General features: G+C 39.0%; 19 protein-coding genes. 6 read left to right on the top strand and 13 right to left on the bottom strand.

Going from position 1 to position 17,367, the window contains the following annotated elements; all coding sequences use genetic code 11:
• Positions 1-89: 89 nt before the first annotated feature.
• The 10 genes from ACXZ1K_RS05940 to pdxA all read right to left on the bottom strand — a co-directional run bounded on the left by ACXZ1K_RS05940 (position 90) and on the right by pdxA (position 9,055).
• Complete coding sequence (locus ACXZ1K_RS05940; protein ID WP_458972464.1) at positions 90-1,685, bottom strand: M28 family peptidase; 1,596 nt, start codon at positions 1,683-1,685, stop codon at positions 90-92.
• A 19-nt stretch (positions 1,686-1,704) separates the two neighbouring features.
• Complete coding sequence (gene rpiB, locus ACXZ1K_RS05945) at positions 1,705-2,148, bottom strand: ribose 5-phosphate isomerase B (RefSeq protein ID WP_458972465.1); 444 nt, start codon at positions 2,146-2,148, stop codon at positions 1,705-1,707.
• A gap of 62 nt (positions 2,149-2,210) precedes the next feature.
• Positions 2,211-3,080 (bottom strand): twin-arginine translocase subunit TatC, encoded by an 870-nt coding sequence (gene tatC / locus ACXZ1K_RS05950; protein ID WP_458972466.1) that lies wholly within the window; start codon positions 3,078-3,080, stop codon positions 2,211-2,213.
• 79 nt (positions 3,081-3,159) lie between these two features.
• Positions 3,160-4,500 carry an acetyl-CoA carboxylase biotin carboxylase subunit gene (gene accC, locus ACXZ1K_RS05955; RefSeq protein ID WP_458972467.1) on the bottom strand — a complete coding sequence of 447 codons (1,341 nt, stop codon included), beginning with the start codon at positions 4,498-4,500 and terminating at the stop codon, positions 3,160-3,162.
• Positions 4,501-4,583: 83 nt separating this feature from the next.
• The gene (gene accB, locus ACXZ1K_RS05960) at positions 4,584-5,063 is read right to left on the bottom strand and encodes an acetyl-CoA carboxylase biotin carboxyl carrier protein (protein WP_458972468.1); all 480 of its coding nucleotides are present in this window, start codon (positions 5,061-5,063) and stop codon (positions 4,584-4,586) included.
• Positions 5,064-5,134: 71 nt separating this feature from the next.
• Positions 5,135-6,124 carry a beta-ketoacyl-ACP synthase III gene (locus ACXZ1K_RS05965; RefSeq protein WP_458972469.1) on the bottom strand — a complete coding sequence of 330 codons (990 nt, stop codon included), beginning with the start codon at positions 6,122-6,124 and terminating at the stop codon, positions 5,135-5,137.
• Between the two features lie 5 nt (positions 6,125-6,129).
• Entirely contained in the window at positions 6,130-7,071 is a 942-nt protein-coding gene (plsX, locus tag ACXZ1K_RS05970; protein ID WP_458972470.1) for a phosphate acyltransferase PlsX, read from the bottom strand.
• A gap of 95 nt (positions 7,072-7,166) precedes the next feature.
• A complete protein-coding gene (gene rpmF / locus ACXZ1K_RS05975) occupies positions 7,167-7,358 on the bottom strand; it encodes a 50S ribosomal protein L32 (protein ID WP_458972471.1) in 192 nt (63 codons plus the stop codon).
• Between the two features lie 18 nt (positions 7,359-7,376).
• Positions 7,377-7,910, bottom strand: coding sequence for a YceD family protein (locus ACXZ1K_RS05980; protein WP_458972472.1), 534 nt, complete (start codon positions 7,908-7,910; stop codon positions 7,377-7,379).
• Between the two features lie 65 nt (positions 7,911-7,975).
• Positions 7,976-9,055: a 4-hydroxythreonine-4-phosphate dehydrogenase PdxA gene (pdxA, locus tag ACXZ1K_RS05985; RefSeq protein ID WP_458972473.1), complete on the bottom strand. Its 1,080-nt coding sequence runs from the start codon at positions 9,053-9,055 to the stop codon at positions 7,976-7,978.
• 99 nt (positions 9,056-9,154) lie between these two features.
• Here pdxA and rsmA point away from each other — a divergent pair, with 99 nt between their 5' ends.
• The 4 genes from rsmA (at position 9,155) to ACXZ1K_RS06005 (ending at position 11,882) form a co-directional block, all read left to right on the top strand.
• A complete protein-coding gene (rsmA, locus tag ACXZ1K_RS05990) occupies positions 9,155-9,937 on the top strand; it encodes a 16S rRNA (adenine(1518)-N(6)/adenine(1519)-N(6))-dimethyltransferase RsmA (RefSeq protein WP_458972474.1) in 783 nt (260 codons plus the stop codon).
• Between the two features lie 12 nt (positions 9,938-9,949).
• Positions 9,950-10,879, top strand: coding sequence for a 2-hydroxyacid dehydrogenase (locus ACXZ1K_RS05995; RefSeq protein ID WP_458972475.1), 930 nt, complete (start codon positions 9,950-9,952; stop codon positions 10,877-10,879).
• Positions 10,880-10,998: 119 nt separating this feature from the next.
• Entirely contained in the window at positions 10,999-11,472 is a 474-nt protein-coding gene (gene greA, locus ACXZ1K_RS06000) for a transcription elongation factor GreA (RefSeq protein ID WP_458972476.1), read from the top strand.
• An 8-nt stretch (positions 11,473-11,480) separates the two neighbouring features.
• Positions 11,481-11,882 carry an HIT family protein gene (locus ACXZ1K_RS06005; RefSeq protein WP_458972477.1) on the top strand — a complete coding sequence of 134 codons (402 nt, stop codon included), beginning with the start codon at positions 11,481-11,483 and terminating at the stop codon, positions 11,880-11,882.
• Positions 11,883-11,943: 61 nt separating this feature from the next.
• Here ACXZ1K_RS06005 and ACXZ1K_RS06010 read toward each other — a convergent pair whose 3' ends face one another.
• From ACXZ1K_RS06010 to rsgA, 3 genes are read right to left on the bottom strand one after another with little or no spacing between them, the layout of a single operon-like run.
• On the bottom strand, positions 11,944-12,270 hold the full coding sequence (locus ACXZ1K_RS06010) for a nucleotide pyrophosphohydrolase (RefSeq protein ID WP_458972478.1): 327 nt from the start codon (positions 12,268-12,270) through the stop codon (positions 11,944-11,946).
• A gap of 9 nt (positions 12,271-12,279) precedes the next feature.
• Complete coding sequence (dtd, locus tag ACXZ1K_RS06015; RefSeq protein WP_458972479.1) at positions 12,280-12,732, bottom strand: D-aminoacyl-tRNA deacylase; 453 nt, start codon at positions 12,730-12,732, stop codon at positions 12,280-12,282.
• A gap of 6 nt (positions 12,733-12,738) precedes the next feature.
• Complete coding sequence (gene rsgA / locus ACXZ1K_RS06020) at positions 12,739-13,659, bottom strand: ribosome small subunit-dependent GTPase A (protein ID WP_458972480.1); 921 nt, start codon at positions 13,657-13,659, stop codon at positions 12,739-12,741.
• A 313-nt stretch (positions 13,660-13,972) separates the two neighbouring features.
• Here rsgA and thrA point away from each other — a divergent pair, with 313 nt between their 5' ends.
• Together thrA and ACXZ1K_RS06030 are read left to right on the top strand one after the other, a co-directional pair.
• On the top strand, positions 13,973-16,420 hold the full coding sequence (gene thrA / locus ACXZ1K_RS06025; RefSeq protein WP_458972481.1) for a bifunctional aspartate kinase/homoserine dehydrogenase I: 2,448 nt from the start codon (positions 13,973-13,975) through the stop codon (positions 16,418-16,420).
• A gap of 7 nt (positions 16,421-16,427) precedes the next feature.
• Positions 16,428-17,363, top strand: coding sequence for a homoserine kinase (locus tag ACXZ1K_RS06030; protein ID WP_458972482.1), 936 nt, complete (start codon positions 16,428-16,430; stop codon positions 17,361-17,363).
• Positions 17,364-17,367 lie beyond the last annotated feature (4 nt).

Consider the following 17,367-nt stretch of genomic DNA (forward strand, 5'->3'; position numbering starts at 1 on the left):
TAGAGAAATTTGCGCTTATATTCAATAAACATATCTTCATATTGAAATCTGATTAAACAAAAAAGCCCACTCGCTAAAGTGGGCTTGAGTTATTTTTTTGGGGTGCCGTCGTCATTTTTATCAACCACGGGTCTTTTTAAACCATTGGCCAATTCCCATGCAGTAAAGTAAACTAGTCGAGCTCTTTTTGCCAGCATTGGAAAATCGATCTTGCTGACCTCGTCTCCTGGTTGGTGGTAATCTGGGTGTACTCCATTAAAGTAAAAGATTACAGGAATTCCGTGTTTTGCAAAGTTATAATGATCTGAGCGGTAATAGAATCGATTTGGGTCAGTACGGTTATTGTAACGCTCATCCAGATTGATATTCACGTAGTCTTTATTGGCTTTTTTTCCAATCCTGTCGAGGTCACTGCTTAACATATCCGATCCAATGATGTACACGAAGTTGTTATCGGTTGCATGATCCTTATCCCCACGGCCAATCATATCTATATTAAGATCCGTGATCGTATTTTCTAGGGGAAGCACTGGGTGTTCAGAGTACCATTCAGACCCCAATAGTCCTTTTTCCTCACCAGTTACAGTCATAAATAAAATGCTCCTTTTTGGACCTTTTCCGGCCTTTTTAGCTTTTGCAAACGCTTCTGCAAGTAAAAGAACACCAGTAGTTCCAGATCCATCATCATCCGCTCCATTGTTCACTTTATCTTCTCCAGAAGTAGTTAACCCTATATGGTCGTAATGCCCGGTAACTACTAAAACTTCCTTTTTAAGTTTTGCATCTGAACCTTCCAGAAAACCCAATACATTTTCAGCTCTAACTGGTTGTTCAACTTTACTTGCGCTAGCGCTGATGCTAACCTTCAATTCTTGTGAGGCAGGTTTACCAGTGTCTTCGATTTTCTTTTTTATTGCATCAATACTAGTTCCCGCTGCAGAAAGTATTGAGTTGGCAAGGGATGTTCCGATATTAATGATAACCATTCCTTGCGGCGCTTTCATTTTTTCAATATTTTCCTGCGTTTTCATTACCAGAGGAGAAGAAAGCAATTCGTTTTTCGCGCTAGGAGTCATCGTATCAATTAATGGATCAATGACCAAAATTGCGAGTGCTTTTTTGTCTGTCAAGTATTTAAACTTAGTATTAAGTGCAGCCAATTCTCCTCGGGTGTTGGGTGCAGCAGGTGATGCAACTGGCTGTCCCGATTTAAAGAACATGATCACCTTTCCAGCTACATCCTGACCCTCGAAATCATTATAACCATCCTTATTTATTCCGTATCCCGCAAACAATATGGTATTTGCATTAAATGCAAAACCGTTTACAGATGTAGATCTGCTGGTTATGTAAAAATCTGTAAGTGGTTCAGCAGGCTTCCCTTCAATTGTTAAAATTTGTTTGAGTTTATAGTTAACCATATCAATTTTCTGAAAATAATCGCCATTTACAATAGCTTTTAATCCCAGAGATTTAAAATGATTTTTTATGTAATCTGCAGCCATCCAACCGCCTTTTGTTCCTGTTTCTCGTCCTTCATATTCATCGGAAGCAAGTACAGAAAGATGCTTGTATGCGTTATCTTTATTAATGGTTTGGCTAAATTTAACCGCGTCCTTGTTTTGTGCAATGGCTGTGCATCCCATCAATAGCACAAAGCTTGTATATAAAAATTGTTTTCTCATAAAGTTAGTTCTTAGATTTCTAGCATGAAATTTTTTCTACCCTATTGCCGTGTCTACCGCCTTCAAAATCAGTAGTGAGGAATGTGGTTGCCATTTGTTTAGCCAAATCTTCTGATACGAATCTTGCAGGTATGCAAAGTATATTTGCGTCGTTATGTTTCCGGCAAAGCGCCGCTAGTTCATCCAGCCAACAAATTCCTGCTCTAATATGTTGGTGTTTATTGGCCGTTATAGCGACACCATTTGCGCTTCCGCATACAAGTATGCCAAATGTGTATTCCCCGCTTTCCACGGCGAAGGAAACAGGGTGTGCAAAATCGGGGTAATCCACCGATTCAATTGAATAAGTCCCGAAATCTTTTACTTCATAATTATTACTCAAATATGTTTTAAGAATCTCTTTGTATTCAAATCCTGCGTGGTCTGCGCCAATGGCGATTTTAAGGTTTTGTTGAACTGACATATTTTTCAAAAATAAATAGAAATATGGTGAAGAATTGTAAAGCTTTAGTTATAGCAATAATCTTAAGCTGCTAGTTCCTTTTTTCGTTTTCGCTCAATATTCGCAGAAATGTAGATACTCATTTCATAAAGTAGGAATAAAGGAAGTGCAACAATTAACATGGTAAATGGATCCGCTGTGGGCGTAACAACTGCAGCAACGATAAGGATAATCACCGCTGAGTATCTTCTACTTGACCGCATAAAAGCCGGGGTCATGATCCCAATTTTTGATAGGATGTAAATGATAACCGGAAGTTGAAAAATAATGCCAGAACCCAGTGTTAGGGTCATAATTGACGATAAGTAGGAATCAATTGTAAACGTATTTTGTATCTCCGGGCTAACGGTAAAGTTGATTAGGAAATTCACTGAAAGCGGACAAATAATATAATAGCCAAAGATGATACCTGTAAAAAACAATATGGAGGCAAAAGCCACAAACCCACTTGCAGATTTTCTTTCATTTTCATGCAACGCGGGTTTTATGAAAAGCCAGAGCTCAAATAGTAAATAGGGAATTCCTAATATTATTCCAGTCATTACGCATGAATTTAACTGAAGCGTAAACTGCCCAGACATTTCTGTATTAATTATCTTAGCATCCAGTGTTCGTATACAAAATTCTTCACCTATCGATGGGAAGCGTTCGTAAAGCTTACACATCATCCTATAGGTCCAAAAACTTGGGTTTTTAGGTCCCATAATGATTGTGTTGAAAATAAAATCTGTATAGTAGAAAGCGCCAGCTGTTAATACGACTACCACAGCTAACGCACGTAGTAAATGCTTTCTTAAGACATCAATATGATCAAAGAAAGACATTTCTGCTTCCAACGTTTTACCTTTTTCTTTTATAGCACCAATAAGGTCCCGTGTTTTATTGTCACTCATGTACTTTATTTGGAAACAAAAATACCATTCTATTTATTTAGAATGGTATTTACGTTTTAAATGTTATAAAAAGTTTTTATTATTCAGAAAATTCGAAAGTCTCCATAAACTTGGTGGTGAAATTACCTGCCCTGAAGTTAGGATCCTTCATTAATTTAAGATGAAAAGGAATAGTGGTTTTTATACCCTCAATGACAAATTCACTTAATGCACGCTCCATAGTACTGATCGCTTCCTCACGTGTTTGTGCTACGCAAATCAATTTAGCAATCATAGAATCGTAGTTCGATGGGATTTGATAACCTGCATATACGTGGGTATCAACTCTAACGCCATGCCCGCCTGGAGAATGAAAATTGGTAATTTTTCCTGGTGAAGGCCTGAAATTATTGAAAGGGTCTTCAGCATTGATTCTGCATTCGATTGCATGCATGTCCGGAAGATAATTCCTTCCTGAAATTGGAACACCTGATGCTACTTTAATTTGTTCCTTAATAAGGTCATAATTGATCACCTCTTCAGTAACTGGATGTTCCACTTGTATCCTTGTATTCATTTCCATGAAATAGAAATTACGGTGTTTATCAACCAAAAATTCTATCGTGCCTGCACCTTCATATTGTACAGCGATAGCCCCTTTAATTGCCGCTTCGCCCATTTTTTCTCGAAGTTCAGGTGTCATAAATGGAGATGGGGCTTCTTCGACCAATTTTTGGTGGCGACGCTGAATAGAGCAGTCACGTTCTGACAAATGGCATGCTTTACCATATTGATCTCCTATTATTTGAATCTCAATATGACGCGGATCTTCTATATATTTTTCAAGATATAATCCATCATTACCAAAAGCAGCTCCAGATTCCTGGCGCGCGCTATCCCAGGCGTTTTCGAAATCTTCATCTTTCCAAACTACGCGCATTCCTCGTCCACCACCACCGGCAGTAGCTTTTAATATTACAGGATAACCTATGTCATTGGCTAGTTTAATCCCTTCTTTAACGCTTTCAAGTAATCCCTCAGAACCAGGTATTGTCGGAACCCCTGCTTTTTTCATCGTCTCTTTAGCAGATGCCTTATCTCCCATTGAATTAATCTGTTCTGGAGTTGCACCTATGAATTTGATTCCGTAGTCACGGCATACTGAAGAAAATTTAGCATTTTCTGATAGAAAGCCATAACCGGGATGTATTGCATCCGCGTTTGTAAGTTCCGCCGCAGAAATTATATTTGGAATACTTAAGTAAGAATCTTTACTTGGTGGAGGGCCGATGCAAACAGCCTCATCCGCAAAGCGTACATGTAAGCTTTCCCTGTCCGCAGTAGAATAGACCGCAACGGTTTTAATGCCCATTTCCTTACAGGTACGGATAATACGCAACGCGATTTCACCCCTGTTGGCAATTAATATTTTCTTAAACATATTATTTTTTCTTTTCGTCACCTTGAAATCAGTTTCAAGGCCTAATTTTTAAATGAGAAGCTGACCTTGGTCAGCACGACGGATTACATTGGTTCTACTAAAAATAATGGCTGATCGTACTCCACTGGCGAAGCGTTATCTACTAATACTTTTACAACTCTTCCCGAAACTTCACTTTCTATCTCATTGAATAACTTCATAGCCTCTATAATGCATACTACTTTTCCAACTGAAACTTCATCTCCAACGTTTAAGAAAGAAGGCTTATCTGGAGTTGATGAGCGATAAAAAGTACCGATCATGGGAGATTTTATAGTAATATATTTAGAAGTATCTTCTGAGGCACTTACAGCAGCTTTTGTTTCTGTAGCCGATACAGGCAGCGGAGCGGCGGCGGCAGGTATTGCAGATGTAACAACAGGAGCAGGAACAGTAGCGTGAACGACTGTTGGAGTTTGATTTGTTTTAATAGTGATCTTGAAGTCTTTCTGCTCAATAGCAACTTCATTTACGCCCGACCGGGAAACAAATTTAATAAGTTCCTGAATTTGTTTAATATCCATTTTTTGGTGTTATTTTAAGAAAACAATATGTTTTTAGAATTAACTAAGTTATGATTTTTTATGATATAAATTTAATAAGCCCATTTTAAGTATACTGAACCCCAGGTAAAACCGCCTCCAAAAGCTGCTAAGATAATGTTATCACCCTTCTTTAGTTGACTTTCCCATTCCCATAAACAGAGAGGAATAGTGCCATTAGTTGTATTTCCATATCGCTGTATGTTGATCATCACTTTTTCGGATCCAATACCCATTCTGGAAGCTGTGGCATCGATAATACGTTTGTTGGCCTGATGAGGCACTAACCATGTTACATCCTCCGATTTAAGGTAATTACGTTCCATGATATCAGCTGCAACATCCGCCATATTGGTTACAGCAAACTTAAATACAGCTTGACCTTCCTGATAAACCGAATGTTCATTATTATCAATAGTCTCATGTGATGCAGGTCTTGCAGAGCCACCCGCTTTCTGATGCAGATATTGCCTTCCTGATCCATCGCTTCGTAAAATGGAATCCATAACCCCGTATCCATCTTCATTTGGTTCCATAAGTACGGCGCCACATCCATCTCCAAAAATGATGCAGGTCGTTCGGTCTTTATAATTGATAATCGAAGACATTTTGTCTCCCCCAACAACCAGAACCTTTTTATGTTTTCCAGACTCAATAAATTGTGAGGCAGTAGAAACTCCATAAATAAAGCCAGAGCAAGCCGCTTGCAAATCATATCCCCAAGCATTCGTTGCGCCAATTTTATCGGCAAGGATATTCGCTGAGGCAGGGAAGGGTAGGTCAGGAGTTGTTGTACAGAAAATAATGAGTTCAATTTCTTCTGCGGAGATACCTCTCTTATTAAGTAATCCATTTACCGCATGCACAGCCATATCTGATGTTCCCAGGCCTTTTCCCTTTAATATTCTCCGCTCTTTAATTCCTGTTCTGGAGGTAATCCACTCATCTGTTGTATCCACGATAGACTCCATTTCTTTATTAGTAAGAATGTAATCTGGAACGTATCCATTAACAGCAGTGATTGCAGCATGAATTTTACCCATGTTTATTAATTATTAAATGCAGCCTGAATTTTGCCAACAAGACCTGTTGTCACCATATCTCTAGATTGAAGGATCATGTTTTTTACTGCTGTCGGACTTGATATGCCATGACCAATGATTACTGGTGCGTTTACACCCAAAACGGGACTTCCGCCATAGTTTTCGTAATTGAACCGGTCGAAAAATTCATCCTTTAGGCCTCGTTTTTTGGTGAGCACATAAAATGATTCTGCTAATTTCAGCATAATATTTCCAGTAAATCCATCGCAAACAATTACATCTGCCTTTTCATTGAACAAATCTCTTCCTTCAACATTTCCTACGAAATTGAAAAGCTGTGTGTCTTTCATCAATGGGAAGGTGGCCAGACTAAGCATGTTGCCTTTTTCATCCTCTTCTCCAATGTTAATTAACGCAACTTTAGGCTTAGTTATTCCCATCACGTTCTCGGCATATAAGCTACCAAGTACGCCAAATTGCAGGAGGATATCTGGTTTACAATCGGCGTTTGCACCAACATCGACCATCAATCCAACCCCACCACTAAGTTTTGGGAGGAAGGTGGAAAGGCAAGGTCTAATGATGCCTGGAATGGTCTTTACACTAAAAACTGCACCAACGAGCATAGCGCCTGAATTTCCGGCACTTGCAAATGAATCAATTTTACCCTCTTTAAGTAATTGAAAACCAATAGAGATACTGGAGTTCGGTTTTTGAACTATGGCCTTTGTAGGATGCTCGCCCATACCAATAACCTCCTTAGTATGAACATACTCAAAAAGATCTGGATTAAATCCATGTTCGGCAAGCAAAGGTTTAATCTGTTCCATATCACCTATAAGCACAATTTGCTCATTAGGAGATAACAAAGGATGGGCAGCTATTGCTCCTAAAACATTAGCTTTAGGAGCATAGTCTCCGCCCATTATATCGAGACCTATTTTCATAGTAAAAATCAGTTTGTGTATGAGGCAATAAGTGCCGTAATTTAGTCCCTAAGTTAAACTTTCAAAGACTTAAAACACAAACTATTTTTAGAAAATTAAGCTATCGCGGTGTTTTCAATAACCAATTTACCGTTGTAGTATAAGCTACCATCAACGTTATAAGCGCGGTGCGGCGTATGTACTGCACCTGTAGTTTGACAAGTAGCTAAAGAAGGGGTCTCTGCTTTATAGTGAGTTCTTCTTTTGTCTCTTCTACTCTTGGAAATCTTGCGTTTTGGATGTGCCATTGCTGATTTATTTAATTATTATTTTAATTTTTTTAATGCTGCCCAACGTGGGTCGTCATCTGTTTTTTCTTCTTCTTCTTGTGATCCAACAGCCAAACTCTCCAATCTGGCTATCATTTCCTGATCGCATTGCTGACCACCGCCATTCTGCTCACAGATCTTAATATAAGGAACCGATACAGTAATGAACTCATAAATCAAGTCTGCAATGTTAATTTCGCTTTCTTTTTTATTGAGCATGATGATCTCCAAATCATCACTTTCAAGTTCATCCTCAGCAAACTTAACGATCTGCCTTTCCCGGATACTTATTGGTGAATTAAATTCTGCTAAACATTTATCACAATCTAATACTATTGTTCCATCAATTTGAAACTGAAGTATTAACATTGTTTCCTGTTTATCCAATTCAACAGTTGCTTTTAGTTGCCCCTTTTTAACTAAAGAGTACTCATAAGCCTCAAAAAAGCTGTTATCAATGTCAAAATCAAACTGATGTTTGCCAATTTTTAAGCCTGTAAATGGGATTGAAAATTGTTTTAATGCTTTCAATGGTAACAAAATTTTAGCCCGCAAATGTAAGAATAAAATTCATTCGGTGCAAATAGTTTCAATAGCTAATTTGCGTCATCTTTTAAATCGAAGGCAGTCTCTACTATTTTACCTCCACTTTTCAGCTGGTTTCTTAGTAGATCTTCCTGCTCCCGCCTGTGTTTTACAATGTGTATCGCAGAAAAGATTGCTTCAGTAAATGATGATGGATCCGCTTCATTTTTTCCTGCAATGTCATAACCTGTTCCATGGTCAGGAGACGTTCTCACAAAGTTAAGTCCGGCAGTGTAATTAACGCCAGTGCTAAAAGCTATAGTTTTAAAAGGAATAAGTCCCTGGTCGTGGTACATTGCCAGTACCGCATCGAACTGTTTGTAGCTTCCTTTGCCAAAAAAACCATCTGCGGGGTAAGGACCAAAACAAATTATGCCCTTATCAAACGCTTCATAAATCGCCGGTATAATTATTTGTTCTTCTTCTGCACCTAAAAGACCATTGTCGCCAGCGTGCGGATTTAGTCCTAGAACTGCAATTTTTGGCTTCTCAATCCAAAAGTCCTTTTTCAAACTCTCATTCATCATAATAAGTTTTTTGAGGATCTTTTCTTTGGTGATATTTTGCCCTACAGCAGTCAACGGGATATGCCCTGTTACCACACCAACTTTTATGTCTTCACTCAGCAGAAACATCAAAACATCTCCACTGCCGCTGCGTTCTTGCAGGTATTCGGTATGTCCTGGAAATTTAAACGTGTCGGACTGTATATTATGTTTATTGATTGGCGCAGTAACTAATGCATCAATCTTGCCATTCACTAGGTCGTCAGCCGCTTTTTCTAAAGAAAGTAAAGCATATTTTCCCCCTGTTTCATTTGCAACCCCCAACTCAATCTTTACATCTTCCTCCCAGCAATTGATCATATTCACTTTTTTGGGATTCGCGAATTCCGGCCCGTTGATCACATTGAAAACAAAATCACCCATACCTAACGCTTTCCTATGATAGGATGCCACTTTGGTATGTCCATAAACTACTACTGTACAATAATCAAGAATTACTTGTTCAGCTAACGACTTAATGATCACCTCTAAACCGATCCCATTTACATCACCTATACTAATTCCAATTTTAATTTTATCGCTCATATCCGAATGGAAATTTCGCGCAAATTACAGAATTTCAATCTAATGTTAGCCCGATACTGATAAAACTTAGTTATTTTGCGGCTACTATTACATTTGGCTATGAGTTTGGTAAAGGCGAAAAAACATCTTGGGCAACATTTTTTGACGGATAAAAAAATTGCTGCAAAAATTGTAGACGGCCTTGTTCATACCGATAAGTATCAACAGGTATTGGAAGTTGGCCCTGGCATGGGAATTTTGTCAGACATCCTCCTGGAAAGGAAGGATCTGGAAACCTTTCTAATAGATATTGACATCGAATCTTATCATTTTTTACAAGATAAATACCCCCAGTTAGGCGGCCGGCTGATCAACGGTGATTTTCTTGCACTGAACCTCTCGGATCTTTTTCCGGGTAAATATGCTATCATAGGTAATTTTCCTTATAATATTTCTTCTCAAATCCTCTTCAAAATATTGGAAAATCGTTCTAACGTTGTAGAGATGGTTGGGATGTTTCAAAAGGAGGTTGCAGAACGCTGCGCATCCAAAGAGGGGACTAAAGACTATGGAATATTAAGTGTTTTAATTCAGGCTTATTATGATATAGAGTATCTTTTCACGGTTAAACCAGGAACCTTTAATCCTCCACCAAAAGTTAATTCGGGTGTTATTAGACTGAGCAGAAATGCGGTAGAAACACTACCCTGCGACGAGAAATTGTTTTGGCGAACAGTAAAAGCGGGGTTTAATCAGAGAAGGAAAACCCTACGAAATGCATTATCTGGCGTCGTTCCAAAAGATAAAATGGATAGCCACCCTTATTTTGATAAACGTGCAGAGCAACTTAGTGTTGCAGATTTTATTAGTTTAACACAACATCTAGCACAGCTTGTGCAATAACTGTTACTTAAAATGAATAGAGGGAAAATTCTTATAGTTGATGATCTCCATCCTGTGTTTAAAGAGCGTGCTGAAGCATTGGGCTTCGAAGTCCATGATCAACCGTTGATTACCAGGAATCAAACCCTTATGATTATAAAAGATTATATTGGCTTGGCAGTTAGAACAAAATTTCTAATAGACCGAGAATTAATGGAAGTAGCCGAAAACCTGAAATTTGTGGCCAGGGCAGGAGCCGGACTTGATAATATAGATGAAGCATTCGCTAAGCAAAAAGGCATTACACTAATAAATGCTCCAGAAGGCAACATGGACGCAGTAGGCGAGCATGCAATTGGTATGCTACTCTCACTTATGAACAATTTTCGTGCTGCCGATCATCAAATCAGGGAAGCTATCTGGGATAGAGAGGGCAACCGCGGATTTGAATTGAAAGGAAAAACTGTAGGTATAGTTGGTTATGGGTTTATGGGCAAAAGCTTTGCAAGGAAGCTCTCAGGATTTGAGGTAAATGTTATTGCTTATGACAAATACAAGACTGGATTTTCAGACTCATTTGCCAGAGAAGTGAGTATGGAAGAGATAGTTCGGCAGAGCGATGTCCTTAGTTTACATATTCCGTTGACTTCAGAGACTAGGCAAATGGTCAATGATGAATACTTATTTCACTTTCGTAAACCTATATTTTTCATCAATACTGCCAGAGGAGAAATTGTGGATACGAACGCTATTTTGAACGGGCTGAACCAAAACAAGATCATTGGAGCGGGGCTGGATGTTTTACAAATAGAAAAATTTCCCGCTCTGGCCAGTCAAAGCTGGTTTAAGGGGCTGATTGCTTCCCAACGGGTGTTACTTACTCCGCATGTTGGAGGATGGACATTTGATTCTTATCGGAAAATATCTGAGGTTCTGGCTGATAAATTAAAATCAGCTTATTAATTTGCTTTTCTGATAATACCCTATTATCTTCGTTACAATTCAAAGCAAGACTATATCGGTGAAGTAGCCAATATAGTCTTGTTTGTTTTTTATAGAAAAATTAAATAATACATTGAGCTATGACAGAGGTAACATATTATACCCAAGATGGTTTAGATAAACTGAAAGAGGAATTACAGTATTTAAAAACTACAGGAAGACAACAGATATCTAAAGCTATAGCAGAAGCAAGGGATAAGGGCGATCTATCGGAGAACGCTGAGTACGATGCAGCAAAAGAGGCCCAAGGTTTACATGAGGCCAAGATATCTAAAATGGAAAATACGCTTTCAACAGCTAGACTAATAGATGAGTCTAAGCTGGATGCGTCAAAGGTACTGGCACTATCCATCGTGAAAATTAAAAACATTAAAAACGGCGCAACCATGTCTTATCAACTTGTCGCAGAATCTGAAGCAGATTTAAAAACAGGGAAAATTTCGGTTAAATCCCCTATCGCTCAGGGTCTTTTAGGAAAGTCTGTCGGTGATAAAACAGAGATACAAGTTCCTGCTGGTAAAATTGAGTTTGAAATACTGGAAATAAGTAGATAATCAGAAATATGGCAACAATTTTCTCAAAAATCGTTGATGGTGAAATTCCTGCATATGTTGTTGCAGAGACAAGTGAGTTCTTAGCTTTTCTAGACGTCAATCCCCTAGTGATGGGGCATATACTAGTCATTCCGAAAAGGGAAATCGATTATTTGTTTGATATGGATGAAGAAAGTTATTTCGGGTTGACCTTATTTGCAAAGATCGTCGCTACTGGGTTGAAGCAGGCTTTTCCATGTAAAAAGGTGGGTGTGGCAGTTATCGGTTTGGAAGTGCCTCATGCACACATTCATCTAATCCCTATGAATGAAGTAGGAGATATGAATTTCAGTAAAGAGAAACTTAAGCCTAGTTCTGAAGAGCTTCAAGACGCGGCAGCTAAAATCAAAGCTGCTTTAACCTTGGATTAACTTCAAAGCTACTTAACGCAAGCAAAATGTTTAAAAAGCGGGACTAATCAGTCCCGCTTTTTTATTTAAGTTTGTCATTGTTTTTATGCCTGTCCGCATCACGAATATTCTTTTTAATCAAATTTTTGGCTAACGCTTCGGTTAGGTCTATCCCGGTTTGATTAGCCAGGCAAATCAGCACAAATAAAACGTCGGCCATTTCATCACCTAGATCTACCGCTTCGTCGCTTTTTTTAAAAGATTGTTCTCCATATTCTCTCGACATGATCCTTGCCACCTCTCCAACTTCTTCCATTAGGATAGCGGTGTTGGTCAACTCATTAAAATAACGGACACCAGTGGTATTAATCCACTTGTCAACAGTTTCCTGCGCTTCCTTAATCGTCATTTTTGCTTATTATTCTTTGTTTTTTGTGTCGATCATTATCGTGACTGGACCATCGTTCAGTAAGCTAACTTTCATATCAGCTCCAAATATGCCCGATTTTATCCTTTTCCCTAATAGGAGAGATAGTTTCTCAATCATTGTTTCGTATAGTGAAATGGCTTTTTCAGGTCTGGCTGCTCTAGTAAATCCTGGTCTATTCCCTTTTTTTGTCGAAGCAAAAAGTGTAAACTGACTAATCAATAAAATATTGCCATCTACGTCTGAAAGTCTTTTGTTCATCAAACCATTCTCATCACCAAAAATCCTAATTGCCGAAATTTTACCCGCCAACCATTCCAAATCTTCGAGTGTATCTGCATCCTCAATACCCAACAACACTAATAATCCGAGGTCAATTTCTCCGGTAATTACACCTTCAACCCGGCAGGTGGCACTGGTAACTCTTTGTATAACCGCCCTCATAAATTCCTAAGCTCTGGTTTCATTGCCATGAAAAATACTAAGGTAACTTTCATATCTGCTTAATTCTATATCTCCATTTTCAACTGCCTTGATCACAGCACATCCTGGTTCGTTCACATGTCGGCAATTGTTAAACCTGCATTTATTCATCAGAGATCTCATTTCTCTAAAATAGTGACCCAGCTCCTCAGGCTTTATATCAAAAATACCTAGTTCTCTAATGCCTGGCGTATCGATCAAATACCCGCCAAAGGGAAGTGTATGCATTTCTGCGAAGGTAGTCGTATGTTGGCCTTTATCCGTAGCCTCAGAAACATCGCCAGTTTTGATACTTCTGCCGGGTAATAATGCATTGATCAAACTCGATTTACCTACGCCAGAGTGACCGGAAAATAGTGTCGTCTTGTCTTTTAATAATGATGATATCAAAGGGATATTTGTTCCTGTTAAAGCAGAAACCGAATAGCAGGGATAGTTAATTTGTTCATAAATACTCTTGTATTCGTCAAGTATCGCTAACCCCTCTTGATGAAAGAGGTCCAGTTTGTTGAAGATCAGTGTAGCAGGAATGCCATAGGCTTCTGAGGTAGCCAGAAATCGATCAATAAAGCCCAGTGAGGTTCTTGGAGAAGCAAGTGTTACTACTAAAAATGCCTGATCCATATTCGCGGCAATGATCTGTGCTTGTTTGGATAAATTAATTGATTTCCGGATTATATAGTTTTTCCGTTCATGCAATTTACCAATTATACCTTTATCGGAGTTAGGTTCCAATTCAAATTCAACCAGGTCTCCAACGGCGATAGGGTTTGTAGTCTGAATACCTTGTATTCTAAATTTTCCTTTAATCCTGCAATCGTAATTATTGCCATCTTCCCCGTGTACATTGTACCAGCTTCCTGTTGATTTTATAACTAATCCTTGCATATAATATCCAAAGTTAGTAATTTCTGTTGTGATGTATAGTGGGTTTAAATAGTGAGATACAATTCTTTACAGTAGAACGCTTAAGCCAATAAGTTAAAAAAAACATTTGCTTCTTAAATAAATATAAGCTTACTTTACGCCACAGCACAGTTAGTGTAAAAAATACAATGTATATAAACTCATCAACTACTACCATTACTAGCACCACCGGGATTTCTCGGGGGAAGGCAAGCTAATGGAAAAATTGAAAAAATAAAACCAAAAAAAGCGCCTTCCTCTAAACAGGAAGGCGCTTTTTTTATAACCTGTTATTATGAATATTTTAAAATTCGGGGGTACTTCGGTGGGTTCAGAAGAAAGCATCAAATCCCTAATTGGATTGTTGTCTACAACTGAAGAACAAGGTTACCCTGTTGTGGTACTTTCTGCAATGAGCGGAGTTACTAACGCACTTTTGGAGATGGCGGAGCAAGCCAGGAATCTTGGAGACTATACCTCCCTGCATAAGGAGATAGAAGAACGGCATTTTAGGGTGATAAGAGCCCTGTTGCCTGCAAGTGCACAAAATCCCGTATTAACAAAGCTTAAGATCTTTTTTAATGAATTGGAAGACATTTTGCAATCGGTATACAATCTTAGAGAACTGAGCCCACAAACTAAGGATCTTATTCTCAGCTATGGAGAGCGCTGCGCAACTGTGATGATCAGCCATATTGCCAGGCAAAAGTTTCCTGAAGCGATTTACGCGGACGGGTCAGTATTGATTAAAACAGACAATAATTTCGGACAAGCGAAAGTCAACACCAACCTCTCAGAGATGTTGATTAAAGATTTTTACAATAGCAATAAAGACAAGCTCATTTTTGTGACAGGCTTTATTTCCAGTAATGATGAAGGGCGAGTAACCACGCTTGGACGAGGAGGTAGTGATTACACAGCTGCAATTTGGGGTGCTGCACTTAATGCGGAGGAAATCCAGATTTGGACTGATGTTGATGGAATGTTAACGGCCGATCCCCGAATGGTCAGCAAGGCATTTTCTTTGCCGGAATTAAGTTATACAGAAGCCATGGAACTTTCTTATTTCGGGGCTAAAGTAATCTATCCGCCAACAATGATACCTGCTTTTCTAAAGAGAATTCCTATAGTTATCAAAAATACGTTTAATATTAATTTCCCGGGAACCTACATCAAACATGGTGTTAGTCCTTCAAATCTGCCAATAAAAGGAATATCATCTATTGACGAGATCAGCGTACTCAATTTATCTGGGAGTGGGATGGTAGGTAAGGCAGGATTTAGCGGGCGCTTATTCTCACTTTTATCACGTGAGCAGATTAATATTGTACTGATTACTCAGTCCTCTTCGGAACACAGTATTACCTTTGCAGTCAAGCCTGCTGATTCATTGAAAGCACTTTTGCTAATCAACAAAGAGTTTGAACTGGAACTTCAAGCTAAAAAATTAGAATATCCAGAGGTGGAGAATGGACTTTCAATTGTTGCTATCGTTGGTGAGAATATGAAGCGTACGCCAGGTATGTCCGGAAAGCTATTTAGTGCGTTAGGCCGTAATGGTGTTAATGTCCGCGCTATCGCCCAGGGATCTTCAGAATATAACATATCGGTGATCATTTCTAAAGCAGATCTTTCCAAAGCCGTAAATGCGGTGCACGATGCTTTTTATGCTGACCTTAAAAAGACGCTGCATATCTTCTGCCTCGGTACAGGTAATATCGGTAAAACACTATTCAGGCAACTTCAAAGTCAAATGCCCTTTCTGGCAGACAATAACGATTTACAGGTAAAGGTAATGGGTATAAGTAACACCCGTAAAATGTACCTTAATCCTAAAGGTATCGATCTCAAAAATTGGGAGTCAGAATTGAATCAGCAAGAAACAGTTGCAAGTCTTCCTGAATTTATTAAAAAAATGATTGCTATGAATCTGCCAAATTGTGTTTTCGTTGATAATACAGCTAGTCAAAACCCCGTAGATTTTTATTTGGATATATTACAATCCAGCATTTCTGTAGTTACCTGTAATAAGTTGGGTAACTCTGCAGAGTATGAGCAGTATGCGAATTTCAAACAGGCAGCTAGGACTTATGGCGTGGACTTCTTCTATGAAACCAATGTTGGGGCGGGTTTGCCTATAATTCGAACACTACGTGACCTTATGCTCAGCGGTGATAAGATATCAAGAATAGAGGCGATATTATCTGGAACTATATCCTACATTTTTAATAACTATAAAGGTGGCGTTTTATTTCATGAGGTAGTTAGAGAAGCACAAGATAAAGGTTACACAGAGCCTGATCCGCGTGACGACCTTAATGGAAAAGATTTTATGCGTAAGATGCTTATTCTCGCACGCGATGCTGGATATCCATTAGAAGAACAGGATATCGAACTTCAAAATATGTTGCCGCCATCATGCCTGGCGGCAAATACAGTTGCTGATTTCTACAAAGAATTGGAGAACAATGCTGCTTATTTCGAGAACCTTAAAAATTCTGCGAATGCTGAGGGAAAGGTACTGCGATACATCGGTAAACTAGAAAATGGAAAAGTAACGATTACGCTTCAAATGGTTAATGAAAGCCATCCCTTCTTCACGCTGTCGGGAAGTGATAACATCATTTCATTTACTACCAATCGGTACAAAGAGCGCCCTTTGGTGGTTAAAGGCCCAGGTGCAGGAGCAGAAGTGACTGCAGCAGGCGTATTTGCAGATATAATTAACGTTGGAAAAAGATAAAACTTAAATGAACAAATCAATAAAAGTGTTTGCCCCTGCAACAGTGGCAAATGTAGTTTGTGGATATGATGTACTCGGTTTTGCCGTCAATGCACCGGGAGACGAGGTGATTATGAAAGTAAAGGATACAAAGGGTATCGTTATTTCAAAGATCACTGGCGACGATGGTAAGCTGCCGATCGACCCTGAAAAAAATACAGTTAGTGCGAGCGTGCAGCATTATTTGAATTATATTGGCCACCCCGACTTCGGGGTAGACATTGAGCTTCACAAAAAAATGCCTATAGGTAGCGGACTAGGTTCCAGTTCGGCTAGTACCGTCGCCGGACTATTTGCAATCAACACTTTGTTTGATAATCTTTTAACCGCGAAAGAGCTTGTTCCTTTTGCCATGAAAGGAGAGGAACTGGCTTGTGGTTATGGACACGCAGATAATGTTGCTCCAGCATTAATGGGTGGTTTTGTTTTGATCAGAAGTTATGACCCATTAGATATCATCACCCTACCATATCCAGATGACATGCATGCGGCTATTGTATATCCTGAAGTGGATGTCCCAACAAAGGATGCGCGGCAAATGATCCGATCAAAAGTATTGCTTAAAGATGCTGTAACGCAATGGGGGAATGTAGCCGGATTGGTAAGTGGCCTTTTTATGAAAGATTATGATCTCATTGGCAGAAGCATGACAGATGTACTTGTAGAGCCTACTCGTGCCATTCTTATCCCCGATTTTTATGTCTTAAGGCAGCTCGCACTTGATGCCGGCGCTATTGGTTTTGGCATCTCTGGTTCTGGACCTTCTGTATTTGCATTGACACGGAACGCTGAAAGTGCTCATAAAATCACCACGCAATTGCAAAACCATTTAAAAAAGATGGCCATTAATAGCCTTTCTTTTGTTTCTGAAGTAAATAAAAAAGGCCCTGTAATAACTGATTAATCAA

This window comes from Pedobacter jaeyakensis (assembly GCF_054461315.1).